Source organism: Pseudomonas sp. MSSRFD41 (assembly GCF_014230245.1).
Classification (GTDB): domain Bacteria; phylum Pseudomonadota; class Gammaproteobacteria; order Pseudomonadales; family Pseudomonadaceae; genus Aquipseudomonas; species Aquipseudomonas piscis.
Genome location: NZ_JACKZK010000023.1, coordinates 1 through 17722, shown reverse-complemented (window position 1 = coordinate 17722; position 17722 = coordinate 1). Strand labels below are relative to the sequence as shown.

The following is a 17722-nucleotide window of genomic DNA, read 5'->3' as shown; positions in this document are numbered from 1 at the left end:
TCAGGCGCCCAGGGCAGCGCGCAGTTGCGCTTCCAGCTGGGTTGCGTCCAGTTCCTGGCCGATCAGCACCAGGCGGGTGATGCGTTTCTCATCAGCGCCCCACTTGCGGTCGAAGTGCTTGTCGAAACGGGTGCCCACGCCCTGGAGCAGCAGGCGCATCGGCTTGCCGGGGATCGCCGCGAAACCCTTGACCCGCAGGATGCCGTGCTTGACCACCAGTTGGGTCAGGGCATCGAGCAGCAAGCTTTCGTCGGCCTCGGGCAGCTCGATGGAGATCGAGTCGAAGGCGTCGTGGTCATGGTCGTCATGATCGTCGCCGTCATGGTGGTGGTCATGGTGGCTGTGGCGGCTGTCGATGTGCTCCTCGGAACCGGCACCCACGCCCAGCAGCACATCCAGGGGCAGGCGCCCGCTGCTGGCCTCGATCACCTTGACCGCCGGCGGCAGTTCCTCGGCCACTTCCAGGCGGACCTTGGCCAGGTCGGCCGGGTCGATCAGGTCGGTCTTGTTGAGGATCACCAGGTCGGCGCTGGACAGCTGGTCGGCGAACAGCTCGTGCAGCGGCGACTCGTGGTCCAGGTTGGGGTCGAGCTTGCGCTGGGCGTCCACCTGGTCCGGGAAGGCGGCGAAGGTGCCGGCGGCCACGGCCGGGCTGTCGACCACGGTGATCACCGCATCGACGGTGCAGGCGCTGCGGATTTCCGGCCACTGGAAGGCTTGCACCAGGGGCTTGGGCAGGGCCAGGCCGCTGGTTTCGATGAGGATATGGTCCAGGTCGCCACGGCGGGCCACCAGTTCGCGCATCACCGGGAAGAACTCTTCCTGCACGGTGCAGCACAGGCAGCCGTTGGCCAATTCGAAGACCCGGCCGCTGGCCTCCTCCTCGGTGCAGCCGATGGAGCACTGCTTGAGGATCTCGCCGTCGATGCCCAGCTCGCCGAATTCATTGACGATCACCGCGATGCGGCGGCCCTGGGCGTTGTCCAGCATGTGCCGCAGCAGGGTGGTCTTGCCCGAGCCCAGGAAGCCGGTGACGATGGTGACGGGAAGTTTGGCCAGTGTTTTCATCGGATGCCCTTTTGGCGAAGGAGGCGGGCATACGGGACGACAGGCCCGGCGTGGGCCAGGTGCTGATTTCGCCACCGGATCACCCCGCCCGGTTGTAGTGAGAATCTGGGTCGAGGCAGGTCTCCTGGCTGGGGGCTTGCCAGTCCCAGGACTGACGCTTCCTGTGCCTTCCCACCGGCGTCATGTGCGCCAGGCAGTGGCCCTGCAGGAATGGAACCCTTCACAGTTGCGGGGGCAGCCGCGGCTTCTACCGCGTTCCCGTCTTAGCTTCGACCGCCGGCCGAAGAACCTCGAAGGCGCAAGGCTACGCAGAGCGCGGAGGACGGTCAATGCGCATATGCGGCGGTTTCCCGTGCCAGCCGGCAATTGACGGCGCTCCCTTGCCCATGATTTGCTACACAACTTGTTACGGGTGCCCTTCACAGGGTGAAACGGGAAACCGGTGAATCACGCGCTTGCCAGCGGTGACCAGTCCGGTGCTGCCCCCGCAACGGTAAGCGAGCGAAGTGTCAGATCCACTGTGCCCCCGGGCATGGGAAGGCGACACTTGCCGGCATGGCATGACCCGCCCTGTCCCTCGCGAGCCCGGAGACCGGCCCGCCATACACGAATAACAAACCCGCGGTGGGCGGGCGCTGTTGCCAACCCTGCGTGAACGCCGCGCGGGGTTCTCCTGCGCCGCTCCCCCGCCGACAAACCCAAGGGAACGCGCCATGTCGACCATCAGCAGCACCAGCCATTCCGCCAGCAGTACCTCCACCCTGGGCCAGCGCCTGGTAGTCGCCATCGGCGCCTCTATCCTCGGTGCCTGCCTGGTGTACTTCGCCGGCTTCTCGCATATCGAGGCGGTGCACAACGCTGCCCACGACACCCGCCACAGCGCCGCCTTCCCTTGCCACTGAGACCTGCCCCGATGATCAAGCGTATCGCGCAAACCGCGGGCTTCACCGGACTGCTGGCCGCCCTGCTGCTGACCTTGCTGCAAAGCTTGTGGGTCGCCCCCTTGATTCTCCAGGCGGAAACCTACGAAAAGGCCCCGGCCACCGAGGCAGTCCATGAACACGCCCCGGGCGCCATGGCCGGGCATGTCCACGACGAAGAAGCCTGGGAACCGGAGGATGGCTGGCAGCGAGTGCTGGCCACCACCGGCGGCAACCTGGTGGTCGCCGTGGGCTTCGCCCTGATGCTGGCAGGCCTCTACACCCTGCGCGCACCGAGCCGCACCTCCCAGGGCCTGCTCTGGGGCCTGGCCGGCTACGCCACCTTCTGCCTGGCCCCCACCCTAGGCCTGCCACCGGAACTGCCCGGCACGGCGGCGGCCGACCTGGTACAGCGCCAGACCTGGTGGGTCGGTGCCGCCGCGTCCACTGCCGTGGGCCTGGCCCTGATCGTGTTCGCCGGCAACTGGCTGCTGAAGTTGCTGGGCGCGGCCATCATCGCCGTACCCCATGTGATCGGCGCTCCCCAGCCGGAGGTGCATTCGATGCTGGCCCCCGAGGCACTGGAGGCACAGTTCAAGATTGCCTCGCAATTGACCAATGCCGCCTTCTGGCTGGCCCTGGGCCTGATCAGCGCCTGGCTGTTCCGGCGCAAGGGCGAGAATGGCCAGCGGGCATGATCACCGAGCCGGCCCTGGTGGTCGGCCTGGGTTGTCGCAAGGGCTGCCCGGCCAGCGCCTTGCGCACCCTGCTGGACCAGGTACTGCAGGCCCATGGCCTGGACCTGGGCCAGGTACGGGCCCTGGCCAGCATCGACCTGAAGCAGGATGAACCGGGCCTGCTGGAGCTGGCGCAGCAGTTATCGCTGCGCCTGGCATTCTTCAGCGGTGCCCAGCTGGCGCCCTACGACTCGCGCCTGAGCCACAGGTCGCAGGCCGCGTTCGAACGTACCGGCTGCCATGGCGTCGCCGAAAGCGCCGCCCTGGCCATGGCCGAACGCCTGCAAGCAGGCTCGGCGCAACTGCTGGTGCCCCGGCAAAAATCCGCCGAAGCCACCCTGGCATTGGCTGTTTGCCCTTAGAATCACCGATAATCCCCGCCCTCGATCATGAGCGATCTTCATCATGAAGTCCGCTCGCCCCCCTTTTTCACAGGACACTGCCATGACTGTCTACTTCATCGGCGCCGGCCCCGGCGACCCGGAACTGATCACCGTCAAGGGCCAGCGCTTGATCCATCGCTGCCCGGTGATCATCTACGCCGGCTCCCTGGTGCCCCAGGCGGTGCTCGAGGGACATAGCGCAGTACGGGTGATCAACAGCGCCGAGCTGCATCTGGAACAGATCATCGAGGTCATCCGCGAAGCCCATGCCCAGGGCCAGGATGTAGCCCGGGTGCACTCCGGCGACCCGAGCCTGTACGGCGCCATCGGCGAGCAGATCCGTTGCCTGCGGGAGTTGGGGATTGCTTTCGAGATCGTCCCCGGAGTCACCGCCACCGCCGCCTGCGCCGCATTGCTGGGAGCGGAGCTGACCTTGCCCGATGTCTCCCAGAGCGTGATCCTCACCCGCTACGCGGACAAGACCAGCATGCCGGCCGGCGAAGAGTTCGCCAGCCTCGCGGCCCATGGCGCCACCATGGCCATCCACCTGGGGGTCAACCACATCGAGCGCATCGTTGCCGAACTGCTGCCCCACTACGGCGCCGACTGCCCGATCGCGGTGGTGCACCGGGCCACCTGGCCGGACCAGGACTGGGTACAGGGGACCCTGGCGGATATCGCCGCCAAGGTGGCCGCCAGGGGCTTCCGGCGCACCGCGCTGATCCTGGTGGGCCGGGTATTGGCCAGCGATGCCTTCGGTGAGTCGTCGCTGTACCGCGCCGGCCACGCCCACCTCTATCGACCCTGAGGGCTTGGCCCCAGGCATAAAAAAACGGCGCTCACGGGGCGCCGTTTTTTTGTGTCGCAGCGAACGCCTTAGTAGTAGGCGTTTTCTTTCTGCGTGTGGTCGGTGACGTCGCGCACGCCCTTGAGCTCAGGAATACGCTCGAGCAGGGTGCGCTCGATGCCGTCCTTCAAGGTCACGTCGGCCTGGCCACACCCCTGGCAGCCGCCACCGAACTGCAGCACGGCGATGCCGTCTTCGACCACGTCGATCAGGCTGACCTGGCCGCCGTGGCTGGCCAGCCCGGGGTTGATCTCGGTTTGCAGGTAGTAGTTGATGCGCTCGTTGATCGGGCTGTCGGCATTGACCATGGGCACCTTGGCGTTAGGAGCCTTGATGGTCAGCTGGCCGCCCATGCGGTCGGTGGCGTAGTCGACGACTGCATCATCGAGGAAGGCCTCGCTGAAAGAGTCGATGTAGGCAGTGAAGCTCTTGAGGCCCAGGGCCTTGTCCTCGGGCTTTTCTTCGCCCGGCTTGCAATAGGCGATGCAAGTCTCGGCGTACTGGGTCCCTGGTTGGGTGATGAAGATGCGGATGCCGATCCCCGGGGTGTTCTGCTTGGACAGCAGATCAGCCAGATAATCGTGGGCGGCGTCGGTAATGGTTATGGCGCTCATGGTGGTTCCTCGCAGACGTGGGCGCAGTTTACGCCAATCGATGCCACGGAAAAAGTCCTAGTGTTTTTGTCGGGATAGACCTTGGTCTGACACGCCCCCGGACACCTCTGCGCATCCGGGGACGGCAACCGCTCTATCTCAGAGGTTCTCGTAGCGGTTCATGTCCATGATCCCGGCCTCGACCGGATCGGTTTCCTGCAGATAGCGGGTCTGGTCATGGAAGTACTGCCAGAACTGCGGATGGCTGCGGCGGATGCCCCAGCGTTCGACGATCTTCTCGAAGCTTTCGGCATCGCGGGCTTGCTGCATGGCCGCAACGAACTCCGGCACCTCGGCGGACGGTATGTCGAACATGAAGTTCGGGTAGCTGCTGAGGATACCCGGGAAGATCGTCAGGGTGTCCAGGCCCGGCTGGTAGCGCAGCGACTCGCCGAGCATGAAGGCCACGTTGCTGTGGGCACGGTTGCGCAGCATGCTGTAGAACTCGCGCTTGCCTCCAGGTGCCTGGATCCGCAACAGGGTCGCTTCAGGCAACTGCTCGATGACCTTGAGCCCTGCCGCCGGCCGCGACGCCAGGCGACTCAGGGCCTGCTCGGCATCCTGCAGGGCCGGGTCGATGTTGGGTCGCGAGCAATAGGCGCTGTCGCAGCGGTTGATCGGGTCCGGCTTGGCATTGAGCTCGCCGTAGCGCACCAGCAACTGGTTGGCGAAATCCTTTTTCGGATCCTTGGCGTCCAGCTTCAGGGCGCTGCGCTTGCTGTCGTCGATGGACTCGTAGTCCAGCCACATCTTGAACTTGCCGCTGTTCTGGTACCAGTCGTCGAGGAAGTCCTCGCGGGTGCCGGCGGGCATCAGGCGCAGGAAGTTCTGCTCGGCGCCATTGCGGATCAGGTCGAAGTACAGCCGGGTCTGGGCCTGGTGCGAGACGTTGCCGAACACGTCGAAGTTCACCGCCAGTTGGTAATAGGTGCGCTCCAGCAATGGATAGTCGAACAGCCACATCGTCTGCGGAATCTCGCCGATCAGGCCCTTGGTCACCGAGGCGCTGTCGAAGTGCCGGAAGATGCTCAACAGCGCGTTGTCGTTGCCGGCCCACAGGGTCGACCAACTGGGCGCCGGGGCCTCGGCGTAGGAGTCGCGGCGCAGGACTTCGTACTCGTTGCGCTTGTCGCGGTAGGCCAGCCACAGGCTGAGCACGCTGCCGACATCGTCGTTCTGCCCCGGCATCGCCAGCAGGGGCGTAGCCTGGCCGCGATAGGCCGGGTCGGTGATGTACAGGTCATGTTCCGGAGCCTGGAACAGCGCCCAGAAGTTGTCGCGGATCACATCGGTGGCGATCTGACCACGGCAGACCGGGCCACGAATGAAGGTACGCACGAAGTACTCGGCGTTATCCAGCATGAACTGGTAGCGGGCCTTGGCCGGGATCGCCTCGAAGGTCTCGAACGGGTTGGCCCGGCGCGCCGGCCCATAACCGGGCAAGGCGTTGACCTGCCAGTCGCCGCTGTAGAACAGGGTCTTGACCCGGGCCAGCTTCGCCGCGCCCAACGGGTAGGTGATGTGGGTCTTGTGCACGATCACCCCCTGCACCGGCCACAGGCGGTAGTACACCTGGGTGCCCGGGTCGTCGTTGGGGCGTCGGGTATTGATCAGGTCGATGGGCTGGCCAGTGGGGGTACGCGAGCGCACCCACTGGAAGAAATGCCCCGGCTCACCGCCTTCGAAATAGATGTGCGCCAGGAACCAATGCTCGTAGAGCCAGCGCGCCACCAGGCTTTCCCGGGCGCCAGGGGCGTTGAGCAGGTTTTCCCATTGCACCACCTGCAGGCTTTCCCGGGCACTGGGGGCCAGGCCCTGCTCATCGATCGGAGCCCCGGAAGCCAGCCAGCGTTGTAGCGTCTGGTACTGCTGGCTGGTCAGGCCGGTGACCGCCAGGGGCATGCCTTCCTTGGGGTGGGCGCCGGCATACCCGTCGAACTCGGCCGGCTGCGGGCACATGTTTTCCCGGTTCAGGCCCAGGACGATCTCACTGGGCAGCTTGGCATTGGGTTGCAGCGGCGTACGGTGCCCCAACTCCAGCATCCGGGCCATCAGCGCCGCCTGGCTGCCCTGGGCGTCGAGCACCGAATAGAATCCGCGGCTCTGCCAGGCCGCCTTGCCGCTGGCATCGTAGAACAGCCGGGTCGGCTCCTGGGCCTTGCTCCGCTCGCCATCGTATACCGGCGCCTTCGAGGCGCCACGGGCAGCGCCCTCACCACTGCCCAGGTTGAGCTGGCAGGCCGAGTCGTAGCAGGCGTGGCAAGCCACGCACTTCTCGGTGAAGATCGGCTGGATGTCGCGGGTATAGGAAATCGCCGGCGCCGGACCTTGCGCCATGCACAGTGAACTCAATAGCAGCAGCACGCTGCTGACGGCAAAACGATACGGCATGTCCCTGGTCCCGAAAGTAAAAACGTCGCGATTCTACCGGCCCGCCCGGCGAACCAACATGAACGATATTCATGCAAAACCGGCGCATGCCGCAAAACCACGCAGGTTTGCTATTCTCCACGCCCTCCGTAATGGCCTTTCCAGGTAGCCCCCATGTCCGACCGCAGTACTCGCCTCCACGCTCTCCAGCAAGCCCTCAAGGAGCGCATCCTGATCCTCGATGGCGGCATGGGGACCATGATCCAGAGCTACAAGCTCGAGGAGCGGGACTACCGCGGTGAGCGTTTCGCCGACTGGCCCAGCGACGTCAAGGGCAACAACGACCTGCTGGTACTGACCCGTCCGGACGTGATCGGCGCGATCGAGAAAGCCTACCTGGACGCCGGGGCCGACATCCTCGAGACCAACACCTTCAACGCCACCCAAGTGTCCCAGGCCGACTACGGCATGGAGGCGCTGGTCTACGAACTGAACGTAGAAGGTGCCCGCCTGGCCCGCAAGGTGGCCGACGCGAAAACCCTGGAGACCCCGGATAAGCCGCGCTTCGTCGCCGGCGTCCTGGGCCCGACCAGCCGCACCTGCTCGATCTCTCCCGATGTCAACGACCCGGGCTACCGCAACGTCACTTTCGACGAACTGGTGAGCAACTACACCCAGGCCACCCGCGGCCTGATCGAGGGCGGCGCCGACCTGATCCTGATCGAGACCATCTTCGACACCCTCAATGCCAAGGCGGCGATCTTCGCCGTGCAGCAGGTGTTCGAGGAGGACAACGTCGAATTGCCGATCATGATCTCCGGCACCATCACCGACGCCTCCGGCCGCACGCTGTCGGGCCAGACTACCGAGGCGTTCTGGAACTCGGTGCGCCACGCCAAGCCGATCTCCGTGGGCCTGAACTGCGCCCTGGGCGCCAAGGACCTGCGTCCTTACCTGGAAGAACTGTCGACCAAGGCCGACACCCATGTCTCGGCCCACCCCAACGCCGGCTTGCCCAACGCCTTCGGCGAATACGACGAGACCCCGGCGGAAATGGCCGCGGTGGTCGAGGAGTTCGCCGCCAGCGGCTTCCTCAACATCATCGGCGGTTGCTGCGGCACCACCCCGCCGCACATCCAGGCCATCGCCGAGGCCGTGGCCAAGTACAAGCCGCGGCAGATCCCGGACATCCCCAAGGCCTGCCGCCTGTCGGGCCTGGAGCCGTTCACCATCGATCGCCAGTCGTTGTTCGTCAACGTCGGCGAACGCACCAACATCACCGGTTCCGCCAAGTTCGCCAGGCTGATCCGCGAAGAGAACTACACCGAGGCCCTGGAAGTCGCCCTGCAGCAGGTCGAGGCCGGCGCCCAGGTGATCGACATCAACATGGACGAAGGGATGCTCGACTCCCAGGCCGCCATGGTCCGCTTCCTCAACCTGATCGCCGGTGAGCCGGACATCTCCCGCGTACCGATCATGATCGACTCCTCCAAGTGGGAGGTGATCGAAGCCGGCCTGAAGTGCATCCAGGGCAAGGGCATCGTCAACTCGATCTCGATGAAGGAAGGCGTCGAGCAGTTCAAGCACCATGCCCGCCTGTGCAAGCGCTATGGCGCCGCCGTGGTGGTGATGGCCTTCGACGAGGTCGGCCAGGCCGACACCGCCGCGCGCAAGAAGGAAATCTGCCAGCGCAGCTACGACATCCTGGTCAACGAGGTGGGCTTCCCGCCGGAAGACATCATCTTCGACCCGAACATCTTCGCCGTGGCCACCGGTATCGAAGAGCACAACAACTACGCCGTGGACTTCATCGAAGCCTGCGCCTACATCCGCGACCACCTGCCCTACGCCTTGTCGAGCGGCGGGGTGTCCAACGTGTCGTTCTCGTTCCGTGGCAACAACCCGGTGCGCGAGGCGATCCATTCGGTGTTCCTCTACCACGCGATCCAGAACGGCCTGACCATGGGGATCGTCAACGCCGGCCAGCTGGAGATCTATGACGAGATCCCGCCGGCCCTGCGCGACAAGGTCGAGGACGTGGTGCTCAACCGCACTCCGGAAGGCACCGACGCGCTGCTGGCCATCGCCGACGACTACAAGGGCGGCGGCGCCAGCAAGGAAGTCGAGGACGAGGCCTGGCGTTCGCTGCCAGTGGACAAGCGCCTGGAACACGCGCTGGTCAAGGGCATTACCGCCCATATCGTCGAGGACACCGAAGAGTGCCGCCAGCAATGCGCGCGCCCGATCGAGGTCATCGAAGGCCCGCTGATGAGCGGCATGAACGTGGTTGGCGACCTGTTCGGCGCCGGCAAGATGTTCCTGCCCCAGGTGGTCAAGTCGGCCCGCGTCATGAAGCAAGCCGTGGCCCACCTGATCCCGTTCATCGAGGCCGAGAAAGGCGACAAGCCCGAAGCCAAGGGCAAGATCCTCATGGCCACGGTCAAGGGCGACGTGCACGACATCGGCAAGAACATCGTCGGCGTGGTGCTGGGCTGCAACGGCTACGACATCGTCGACCTGGGCGTGATGGTGCCGGCGGAGAAGATCCTGCAGACCGCCCGCGACGAGAAGTGCGACATCATCGGCCTGTCCGGCTTGATCACCCCGTCGCTGGACGAGATGGTCCATGTCGCCCGCGAGATGCAGCGCCAGGATTTCCACCTGCCGCTGATGATCGGTGGCGCCACCACCTCCAAGGCCCACACCGCGGTGAAGATCGAACCCAAGTACAACAACGACGCGGTGATCTACGTCACCGACGCCTCCCGCGCCGTGGGCGTGGCCACCCAACTGCTGTCCAGGGAACTCAAGCCCGGCTTCGTCGACAAGACCCGCCAGGAATACGTGGAAGTGCGCGAGCGCACCGCCAACCGGAGCGCCCGCACCGAGCGCTTGAGCTACCAGCAAGCGATCGCGGCCAAGCCGCAATATGACTGGGCGGCCTACCAGGCCACGACCCCGTCCTTCACTGGCGTGAAGATGCTCGACAACATCGACCTGCGCGAGCTGGCCGAGTACATCGACTGGACGCCGTTCTTCATCTCCTGGGACCTGGCCGGGAAATTCCCGCGCATCCTCACCGACGAAGTGGTCGGCGAGGCAGCGTCGGCGCTGTACAAGGATGCGCGCGAGATGCTCGACAAGCTGATCGACGAGAAGCTCATCAGCGCCCGGGCGGTATTCGGCTTCTGGCCGGCCAACCAGGTCAACCATGACGACATCGAAGTCTACGGCGACCATGGCCAGCCCCTGGCCACCCTGCACCACCTGCGCCAGCAGACCATCAAGCCCGACGGCAAGCCCAACCTGTCGCTGGCCGACTTCGTGGCGCCCAAGGACAGCGGCGTGACCGACTACGTCGGCGGCTTCATCACCACCGCCGGCATCGGCGCCGAGGAAGTGGCCAAGGCCTACCAGGACAAAGGCGACGACTACAGCTCGATCATGGTCAAGGCCCTGGCCGACCGCCTGGCCGAAGCCTGCGCCGAGTGGCTGCACGAACAGGTGCGCAAGGAGTACTGGGGTTACGCCAGGGACGAGCACCTGGACAACGAGGCGCTGATCAAGGAGCAGTACAGCGGTATCCGCCCTGCCCCGGGCTATCCGGCGTGCCCGGACCACACCGAGAAGAGCACCCTGTTCGCCCTGCTCGACCCCGAGGCCAGCGAAGGCAAGGCCGGGCGCAGCGGCGTGTTCCTCACCGAACACTTCGCCATGTTCCCGGCGGCGGCGGTCAGTGGCTGGTACTTCGCCCACCCGCAGGCGCAGTACTTCGCCGTGGGCAAGGTCGACAAGGACCAGGTGCAGAGCTACGCCCAGCGCAAGGGCCAGGACCTGGCCGTGAGCGAACGCTGGCTGGCGCCGAACCTGGGCTACGACGACTAATCGCAGCCGCTTGTACAGGGGGCACCAGCCCCCCCTGATGCCCGCCGGTATTGTCTATGCTCTGTTGACACCCAACCGTGTCGAGGGATTTATGGACGATCCAAGCAACAACCAGCCACCGACCTTCCTGCAAATGCTGCAAAGCGTCCTGGCGGCAGCCTTCGGCGTACAAAGCGGGAAGAATCGCGCCCGCGACTTCACCCACGGCAAGCCCAGCCACTTCATCGCGCTGGGTATCCTGTTCACCACCTTGTTCGTCCTGGTGCTGCTGGGCATCGCCAAGCTGGCGATGCATCTGGCAGGGGTCTGAAGCGCTAGTGCAGCAGCAACTGCAACCCGAAGGGATAGCGATAGCCGTCCGGCTTGCCCTGGGCGGACAAGGCGCGGAAATTCACCCCGGCCCCTGCACGGTCTCCCAGGCGCAGCAGTTGCTGCGCCTGGCCCGGGGTCAGCGGTTGCAATAGCGGCAAGCGCCAGTCCGGCCCGCCCTGGCGCCGGGTGTCGAGGCCCAACGCGTCGTCGTGGAGCGTCACCAGGGCCCAGCCGCCCAGGGTGAAGTGCCCGGCGACCAGGACCGACAATTGCCCATCGATCAAGGCCTGCAGCGCCTGCGGTGAACTGTTGAGCCCGCTGAAGAGCACGTCCTTGCCGGGCTTGCGGCCCAGCTCGCGAGCCGCGCTCATGGCCCCCAGGGCCATTTCATCATTGGCCGCCCAGACCAGCTGGGTCTGCGGGTAACGCCGCAGCAACTGCTGGGCCTGGCGATAGGCACGCTCACGGTTCCACTCGCCATAGACCAGCTGACGCAGGTGCACCTGCGGGAATTCGGCCAGGGCCCGGCGCAGGCCCTGCTCGCGCAGTTGCGCCGAAGGCGTGACCTTGAGACCGGAAAACGCCAGCAACTCGACGCTCTGCCCAGCAGGCACCGGGCCATGCTGGCGCAACAACTCCTTGAGCATCAGGTAGCCGGCCTCTTCGTCGTTACCGAGCATGCTGCCGATCCAGTCGGAATACTTGTGCCGGCTCTGGCCGATCAACTCGCGCTGATCCTGGGTCAACGCGCTGTTGACCATGAACAGCTTGATCCCGGTGCCCTGGGACAAGCGCAGGATCTGCGGGGCGATGTACTGCTCGTTCACCAGCACCAGGTAGTCCGGCTTATGTTCGCTCTGGAACACCTGCCGCGCCTGTTCCAGGGTCCGGCCGGCGTCGCGCTCGGCATAGAGGATACGCAGGTCCATGCCCAGGTCGCGCGCAGCGGCCTGCATGAAATGCGAATAACTGACCCAGAAGGTTTCGGTCGAATGGCCCGGATTGAGGAAGACCACCGATGTCGCCTGAGCCATGCTCCAGAACGGCAGGCTCAACCACACCACACACTTGCACAACAGCTTGAACATCACGAAAAGAGCCCCAGAATGATCCCAGCAGTATAACTGGCAAGATGCTGGCCAATAGCGGTAAATTGTCGTGATTGTCCGACAATCCAGGCTCTTCGCTGCCTCTCTACTACTGGTGGCTGACCCAGAACACGGCCGTCCCCACGACCAGTATGATCAGAAAGAGAATGGCCCAAGCGTCGACACTGCTGTCACTTTTCCTGGCTTTGGTTGGATGGCTCATAGCATCGCCTCTAGTGGATTTTATCGGTGACTGCTCAAAGACACGCCCACAGTTAAGACCAGGATTTCCCACATCACAAATGTGGTTACTGATAAAGCCTTAGCGTTAGTCGTTTTGGTTCTTTACATATACTAAAACTTCACTTTTGCGCATAACCGCAAACTGGTATCGTTCGGCGGCTCCGATCGGAGTGCGCGGCCGTGCGCGCAGATTTGCTTACGTAGGTGGTGTTGAGCGTCAACGAAGGCAAGACGAGGTGGAGGCGGTGACGGACCGCGATCGACGCCAGTCAAAGTCCCCTGATGAACCTGTTCACCGCAGTATTTGCCGAGTGCGCCTGCAAGCCACCTGTAGCCTGAGAACTGGACCTATATGTACGTATACGACGAGTACGATCAGCGGATCATCGAGGACCGCGTCAAGCAGTTCCGTGATCAGACCCGACGCTATCTGGCAGGCGAGCTGAGCGAAGAAGAATTCCGCCCCCTGCGCCTGCAGAACGGGCTTTATATCCAACGCTTCGCCCCGATGCTGCGGGTCGCCGTGCCTTATGGCCAGCTGAACTCGCGCCAGGCGCGAATGATGGCCAAGATCGCCCGCGACTACGACAAGGGCTACGCGCACATCAGTACCCGGCAGAACGTGCAGTTCAACTGGCCGGCCCTGGAAGACGTGCCAGAGATCCTGGCCGAGCTGGCCACCGTGCAGATGCATGCCATCCAGACCAGCGGCAACTGCCTGCGCAACGTCACCACCGACCAGTTCGCCGGCGTCGCTGCCGATGAGCTGGTGGACCCGCGCCCGTGGTGCGAGATCGTCCGCCAGTGGACCACCTTCCACCCCGAATTCGCCTACCTGCCGCGCAAGTTCAAGATCGCCATCAATGGCTCGACCGCCGACCGCGCGGCCATCGAGGTGCACGACATCGGCCTGGAGCCGCACTACAACGCCGCCGGCGAGCTGGGCTTCCGGGTCCTGGTGGGCGGTGGCCTGGGCCGGACCCCGGTGGTCGGCGCCTTCATCAACGAGTTCCTGCCCTGGCAGGATCTTCTGAGCTACCTCGACGCCATCCTGCGGGTCTACAACCGCTATGGCCGGCGCGACAACAAGTACAAGGCGCGGATCAAGATCCTGGTCAAGGCCCTGACTCCCGAAGTGTTCGCCGAGAAGGTCGAGGCCGAGATGGTCCACCTGCGTGGCGGCCAGACCACCCTGACCGAGGCCGAGGTGCATCGCGTGGCCCGGCACTTCGTCGATCCGGACTACAAGACCCTGGACAACCAGGACGCCGCCCTCGCCGCCCTGGACCAGCAGCACCCGGGTTTCGCCCGCTGGCGCGCACGCAACACCCTGGCCCACAAGAAGCCGGGGTATGTCGCCGTGAGCCTGTCGCTCAAGCCTACCGGCGTGGCCCCGGGAGATGTCACCGACAAGCAGTTCGATGCCATCGCCGACCTGGCCGACCGCTACAGCTTCGGCCTGCTGCGTACCTCCCACGAGCAGAACGTGATCCTCGCCGACGTCGAGCAGAGCCAGCTGTTCACCCTCTGGGGCGAACTGCGGGAAAACGGTTTCGCCACGCCGAACATCGGCCTGCTGACCGACATCATCTGCTGCCCTGGCGGTGATTTCTGCTCCCTGGCCAATGCCAAGTCGATCCCGATCGCCGAATCCATCCAGCGGCGCTTCGACGACCTGGACTACCTGTTCGACATCGGCGAGCTGGACCTCAACATCTCCGGTTGCATGAACGCCTGTGGCCACCACCACGTGGGCCACATCGGCATCCTCGGCGTCGACAAGAAAGGCGAGGAGTTCTACCAGGTCTCCCTGGGTGGCAGCGCCAGCCGCGACGCCAGCCTGGGCAAGATCCTCGGCCCGTCCTTCGCCCAGGACGACATGCCGGACGTGATCTCCAAGTTGATCGACGTGTACGTGGAACAGCGTACCGAGGACGAGCGCTTCATCGACACCTACCAACGTATTGGCATCGACCTCTTCAAGGAACGCGTCTATGCAGCGAATCATTAAGAACAACCAGGTCGTCGACGAAACCTGGCACTTGCTGCCCAAGGACGCGACCCTCGATGGCATCTCCAACTGCGACGACCTGATCGTGCCGCTGGCACTGTGGCGCGACCACGGCCACGCCCTCAAGGCCCGCGATGGCGGCCTGGGCGTCTGGCTGGATGCGGACGAAGAAGCCGAAGAGATCGGTGCCGATGTCCACAACTTCCAGGTGATCGCCTTGAACTTCCCGGCCTTCACCGACGGCCGCAACTACTCCAACGCGCGGCTGTTGCGTGATCGCTATGGCTACAAGGGCGAACTACGGGCCATCGGCGACGTACTGCGCGACCAGTTGTTCTACCTGCAGCGCTGTGGTTTCGACGCTTATGCACTGCGGGCCGACAAGGACCCCTACGAAGCCCTGGAAAGCCTCAAGGACTTCTCGGTGACCTACCAGGCCGCCACGGACCAGCCACTGCCGCTGTTCCGCCGCCGCTAGGCCTGCGCCAACAAAAAGCCCTGGACCGGTTTCCCGCTCCAGGGCTTTTTTGCATCGGCCGTCTTCTAGACCGTCATCGCGGGCACGTTCCCACAGAAACCTGGGTTCGAGCTTCGTTGTAGGAGCGAGGCTTGCCCGCGATAGTTCTCAAGGCGCGTACCCACTGCAAGCTCGCGCAGCCTTACCAGAAACGCTGCTGGGTCAGACGGCTCCACCAGGTCAGCAACACGCGGTCCACCGAACCACTGGCCGCCAGCCCTACCCGCTCCTGCAGGCTCTTGCGCTCGGCGTAGTGCAGGTGGAATACCTCGGCCGCCTTGGCTTTCTCGGCCAGGTACTCGTCGCTGGTCCGCAACTCGTCCACCAGTTGTTTTTCCTGGGCGGCTACGCCCAGCCAGACCTCGCCGGTGGCCACTTCATCGATGGCCAGTTGCGGGCGATAGCGGGCCACGAAGTTCTTGAACAGTTGATGAGTGACGTCCAGGTCTTCCTGGAACTTCTCCCGGCCCTTCTCGGTGTTCTCGCCGAACACCGTCAGGGTGCGCTTGTACTCGCCGGCGGTGAGTACCTCGAAGTCGATGTCATGCTTCTTCAGCAGGCGATTGACGTTGGGCAACTGCGCCACCACGCCGATGGAGCCGAGGATGGCGAAGGGTGCGCTGATGATCTTCTCGCCGATGCAGGCCATCATGTAGCCGCCGCTGGCCGCGACCTTGTCGATGCACACGGTGAGCGGCACCCCGGCCTGGCGAATGCGTGCCAGCTGCGAGGAGGCCAGGCCATAGCTGTGGACCATGCCGCCACCGCTTTCCAGGCGCAGCACCACTTCATCCTTGGGCGTGGCCAGGCTCAGCAACGCGGTGATCTCATGGCGCAGGCCCTCGGTCGCCGAGGCCTTGATATCGCCGTTGAAATCCAGGACGAACACCCGTGGCTTATCCTCGGCGGCCTGCTTCTTCTGCTTCTTCTCGGCCTTGCCCTTGGCCTTGCGCAAGGCCTTGAGCTGGTCCTTGTCCAACAGGCTCTGCTCCAGGCGTTCGCGCAGGTCCTTGTAGAAATCGTTCAGCTTGCTGACCTGCAACTGCCCGGCTCCCTTGCGCCGGCCCTTGCTGCGCAGCGCGGCAGCGGTGATCAGCACCACCAGGATGGCGACCACCAGGGTCACGGTCTTGGCCAGGAAACTGGCGTACTCGATGAAAAACTCCACGGAAACTCCTTACGCATGATCGCCACCCACCGGCGGCGCAATGGGCCCAAGCATACCGGCGCGACCGGTCGGCCACCAGTCGCGAAACCTTGCGTAGCCACGCTCCAACAATCATTTCAAACAAGCGTATGTTTTTTCATTGACAGCTCACCGGCATCCTCATAACCTCGCAAAACTTTCAACGTGCCGGGATGACGCGGACGTGGGCAGCATCTACTTGATTCGACATGGCCAGGCCTCCTTCGGTGCAGACGACTATGACGTGCTGTCGACCATCGGCGTGCGCCAGGCCAGCGTCCTGGGCGATCACCTGGCCGCCCTCGGAGTGAACTTCGATCGCTGCCTGTCCGGTGACCTGCAACGCCAACAGCACACCGCCCAGGCCACCCTGGAACAGCTCGCTGCCGCTGGCCTGGCCACGCCGGCCCTGGAGATCGACCCGGCATTCAACGAGTTCGACGCCGACGCCATCATCCGCGCATTGCTGCCCGACCTGTTGTCCCAGGAACCCGAGGCGCTGAACACCCTGCGCAACGCCGCGCAAAATCGTGCTGAATTCCAACGCATCTTCGCCCTGATCATCCAGCGCTGGCTGGCCGGCACCTACGACCCACCCGGGCTGGAAAGCTGGCTGGGCTTCGTCGAGCGCGTCCAGGGTGGCTTGCAGCGGATCCTCGAAGCGGCGGACAACCGGCAGAAGATCGCCGTGTTCACCTCCGGCGGCACCATCACCGCCCTGCTCCACCTGATCACCCGGATGCCTGCCCAGCAGGCCTTCGAACTGAACTGGCAAATCGTCAACACTTCGCTCAACCAGCTGAAGTTCCGCGGTCGCGAAGTGTCCTTGGCCTCCTTCAACGGTCATACGCACCTGCAACTGTTGAAGGCACCGGAGCTCATCACTTTCCGCTGAGCCCGGCTTACCGTGAACCCTTGCTGTAACCACCCATAAAAGGATCGAACCATGACCTCCGTAGCTGACGCCGTAAAAGCCATGCAAGCCAAGTTCAACCCAGCTGCCGCTGCCGGCCTGGACCTGGTTTTCGGTTTCCGCATCGATGACACCAAGCACTTCTCGCTGGTAGTGAAAGACAGCACCTGCGAACTCAAGGAAGGCGAGAACCCAGACGCCCAGGTCACCCTGGTGATGGACGGCGAGACCCTGGACGGCATCGTCAGCGGCGAAACCGACGGCATGCAGGCCTTCATGGGCGGCAAGCTGCGCACCGAAGGCGACATGATGCTGGCCATGAAACTGAGCGAGCTGTTCCCAGCCTAAGACCCCGCAAGGTCCGGCCATCCACGAATCCCGCCCCCTGGCGGGATTCGTCGTTTTCAGCCCGCGCCAGCCGGCAGCGGCGCCACGCCGGACGCCGCCAGCAGCTCACGGGTGTAAGGATGCCGCGCCGCGGCAAACAACTGCTGCGTCTGGCCACGCTCCACCACCTGGCCGTCCTTCATCACGATCAAGTCATGGGCCAAGGCCTGGACCACCGCCAGGTCGTGGCTGATGAACAGGT

15 protein-coding genes, 1 pseudogene and 2 riboswitches are annotated in these 17722 nt (G+C 64.3%); of the genes and pseudogenes, 10 read left to right on the top strand and 6 right to left on the bottom strand.

What is annotated here, in order from left to right; all coding sequences use genetic code 11:
- Positions 1-1068 carry a cobalamin biosynthesis protein CobW gene (cobW, locus tag H7A76_RS25895; RefSeq protein ID WP_185701137.1) on the bottom strand — a complete coding sequence of 356 codons (1068 nt, stop codon included), beginning with the start codon at positions 1066-1068 and terminating at the stop codon, positions 1-3.
- A 96-nt stretch (positions 1069-1164) separates the two neighbouring features.
- Positions 1165-1376, bottom strand: a riboswitch (cobalamin riboswitch).
- An 85-nt stretch (positions 1377-1461) separates the two neighbouring features.
- A riboswitch (cobalamin riboswitch) is annotated at positions 1462-1684 on the top strand.
- Between the two features lie 97 nt (positions 1685-1781).
- Between cobW and H7A76_RS25890 the strand changes: the two genes are divergently transcribed.
- From H7A76_RS25890 to cobM, 4 genes are all read left to right on the top strand, one after another.
- Positions 1782-1970 (top strand): CbtB-domain containing protein, encoded by a 189-nt coding sequence (locus tag H7A76_RS25890; RefSeq protein WP_185701136.1) that lies wholly within the window; start codon positions 1782-1784, stop codon positions 1968-1970.
- Between the two features lie 11 nt (positions 1971-1981).
- Positions 1982-2686 (top strand): CbtA family protein, encoded by a 705-nt coding sequence (locus tag H7A76_RS25885; protein WP_185701135.1) that lies wholly within the window; start codon positions 1982-1984, stop codon positions 2684-2686.
- On the top strand, positions 2683-3087 hold the full coding sequence (locus H7A76_RS25880; RefSeq protein WP_185701134.1) for a cobalamin biosynthesis protein: 405 nt from the start codon (positions 2683-2685) through the stop codon (positions 3085-3087). Before H7A76_RS25885 ends, H7A76_RS25880 begins: the two co-directional genes overlap by 4 nt.
- Positions 3088-3169: 82 nt before the next feature.
- Complete coding sequence (gene cobM / locus H7A76_RS25875) at positions 3170-3916, top strand: precorrin-4 C(11)-methyltransferase (RefSeq protein WP_185701133.1); 747 nt, start codon at positions 3170-3172, stop codon at positions 3914-3916.
- Between the two features lie 68 nt (positions 3917-3984).
- On the opposite strand, the gene nfuA is transcribed toward cobM, so the two are convergent.
- Together nfuA and H7A76_RS25865 are read right to left on the bottom strand one after the other, a co-directional pair.
- On the bottom strand, positions 3985-4569 hold the full coding sequence (nfuA, locus tag H7A76_RS25870) for a Fe-S biogenesis protein NfuA (protein WP_185701132.1): 585 nt from the start codon (positions 4567-4569) through the stop codon (positions 3985-3987).
- A gap of 138 nt (positions 4570-4707) precedes the next feature.
- Positions 4708-6999, bottom strand: a complete 2292-nt coding sequence (locus tag H7A76_RS25865; RefSeq protein ID WP_185701131.1) for a fatty acid cis/trans isomerase — start codon at positions 6997-6999, stop codon at positions 4708-4710.
- Positions 7000-7152: 153 nt separating this feature from the next.
- Here H7A76_RS25865 and metH point away from each other — a divergent pair, with 153 nt between their 5' ends.
- Positions 7153-10863, top strand: coding sequence for a methionine synthase (metH, locus tag H7A76_RS25860; RefSeq protein WP_185701130.1), 3711 nt, complete (start codon positions 7153-7155; stop codon positions 10861-10863).
- Between the two features lie 91 nt (positions 10864-10954).
- Positions 10955-11173: a DUF2970 domain-containing protein gene (locus H7A76_RS25855; RefSeq protein WP_022639447.1), complete on the top strand. Its 219-nt coding sequence runs from the start codon at positions 10955-10957 to the stop codon at positions 11171-11173.
- A gap of 4 nt (positions 11174-11177) precedes the next feature.
- Here H7A76_RS25855 and H7A76_RS25850 read toward each other — a convergent pair whose 3' ends face one another.
- Positions 11178-12263, bottom strand: a complete 1086-nt coding sequence (locus tag H7A76_RS25850) for an ABC transporter substrate-binding protein (RefSeq protein WP_185701197.1) — start codon at positions 12261-12263, stop codon at positions 11178-11180.
- Positions 12264-12858: 595 nt separating this feature from the next.
- On the opposite strand from H7A76_RS25850, the gene H7A76_RS25845 reads away from it, so the two are divergent.
- Complete coding sequence (locus tag H7A76_RS25845; protein WP_185701129.1) at positions 12859-14517, top strand: nitrite/sulfite reductase; 1659 nt, start codon at positions 12859-12861, stop codon at positions 14515-14517.
- Positions 14501-14995 carry a DUF934 domain-containing protein gene (locus tag H7A76_RS25840; RefSeq protein ID WP_185701128.1) on the top strand — a complete coding sequence of 165 codons (495 nt, stop codon included), beginning with the start codon at positions 14501-14503 and terminating at the stop codon, positions 14993-14995. The genes H7A76_RS25845 and H7A76_RS25840 overlap by 17 nt, the downstream gene beginning before the upstream one ends.
- 181 nt (positions 14996-15176) lie before the next feature.
- Here H7A76_RS25840 and sohB read toward each other — a convergent pair whose 3' ends face one another.
- Positions 15177-16202 carry a protease SohB gene (gene sohB / locus H7A76_RS25835; protein WP_185701127.1) on the bottom strand — a complete coding sequence of 342 codons (1026 nt, stop codon included), beginning with the start codon at positions 16200-16202 and terminating at the stop codon, positions 15177-15179.
- Positions 16203-16404: 202 nt separating this feature from the next.
- On the opposite strand from sohB, the gene H7A76_RS25830 reads away from it, so the two are divergent.
- Complete coding sequence (locus tag H7A76_RS25830) at positions 16405-17115, top strand: histidine phosphatase family protein (protein WP_185701126.1); 711 nt, start codon at positions 16405-16407, stop codon at positions 17113-17115.
- A 51-nt stretch (positions 17116-17166) separates the two neighbouring features.
- Positions 17167-17481: an SCP2 sterol-binding domain-containing protein gene (locus H7A76_RS25825; RefSeq protein ID WP_068581441.1), complete on the top strand. Its 315-nt coding sequence runs from the start codon at positions 17167-17169 to the stop codon at positions 17479-17481.
- 56 nt (positions 17482-17537) lie between these two features.
- On the opposite strand, the pseudogene H7A76_RS25820 reads toward H7A76_RS25825, so the two are convergent.
- A pseudogene (locus tag H7A76_RS25820) lies at positions 17538-17722 on the bottom strand (microcin ABC transporter ATP-binding protein); the annotation flags it as partial.

Coding starts and splice junctions, on each gene's coding strand:
- metH (WP_185701130.1), top strand. CDS start 7,153: ATGTCCGACCGCAGTACTCGCCTCCACGCTCTCCAGCAAGCCCTCAAG.
- H7A76_RS25855 (WP_022639447.1), top strand. CDS start 10,955: ATGGACGATCCAAGCAACAACCAGCCACCGACCTTCCTGCAAATGCTG.
- cobM (WP_185701133.1), top strand. CDS start 3,170: ATGACTGTCTACTTCATCGGCGCCGGCCCCGGCGACCCGGAACTGATC.
- H7A76_RS25840 (WP_185701128.1), top strand. CDS start 14,501: ATGCAGCGAATCATTAAGAACAACCAGGTCGTCGACGAAACCTGGCAC.
- H7A76_RS25890 (WP_185701136.1), top strand. CDS start 1,782: ATGTCGACCATCAGCAGCACCAGCCATTCCGCCAGCAGTACCTCCACC.
- H7A76_RS25825 (WP_068581441.1), top strand. CDS start 17,167: ATGACCTCCGTAGCTGACGCCGTAAAAGCCATGCAAGCCAAGTTCAAC.
- nfuA (WP_185701132.1), bottom strand. CDS start 4,569: ATGAGCGCCATAACCATTACCGACGCCGCCCACGATTATCTGGCTGAT.
- H7A76_RS25865 (WP_185701131.1), bottom strand. CDS start 6,999: ATGCCGTATCGTTTTGCCGTCAGCAGCGTGCTGCTGCTATTGAGTTCA.
- H7A76_RS25880 (WP_185701134.1), top strand. CDS start 2,683: ATGATCACCGAGCCGGCCCTGGTGGTCGGCCTGGGTTGTCGCAAGGGC.
- H7A76_RS25885 (WP_185701135.1), top strand. CDS start 1,982: ATGATCAAGCGTATCGCGCAAACCGCGGGCTTCACCGGACTGCTGGCC.
- cobW (WP_185701137.1), bottom strand. CDS start 1,068: ATGAAAACACTGGCCAAACTTCCCGTCACCATCGTCACCGGCTTCCTG.
- H7A76_RS25845 (WP_185701129.1), top strand. CDS start 12,859: ATGTACGTATACGACGAGTACGATCAGCGGATCATCGAGGACCGCGTC.
- H7A76_RS25850 (WP_185701197.1), bottom strand. CDS start 12,263: ATGTTCAAGCTGTTGTGCAAGTGTGTGGTGTGGTTGAGCCTGCCGTTC.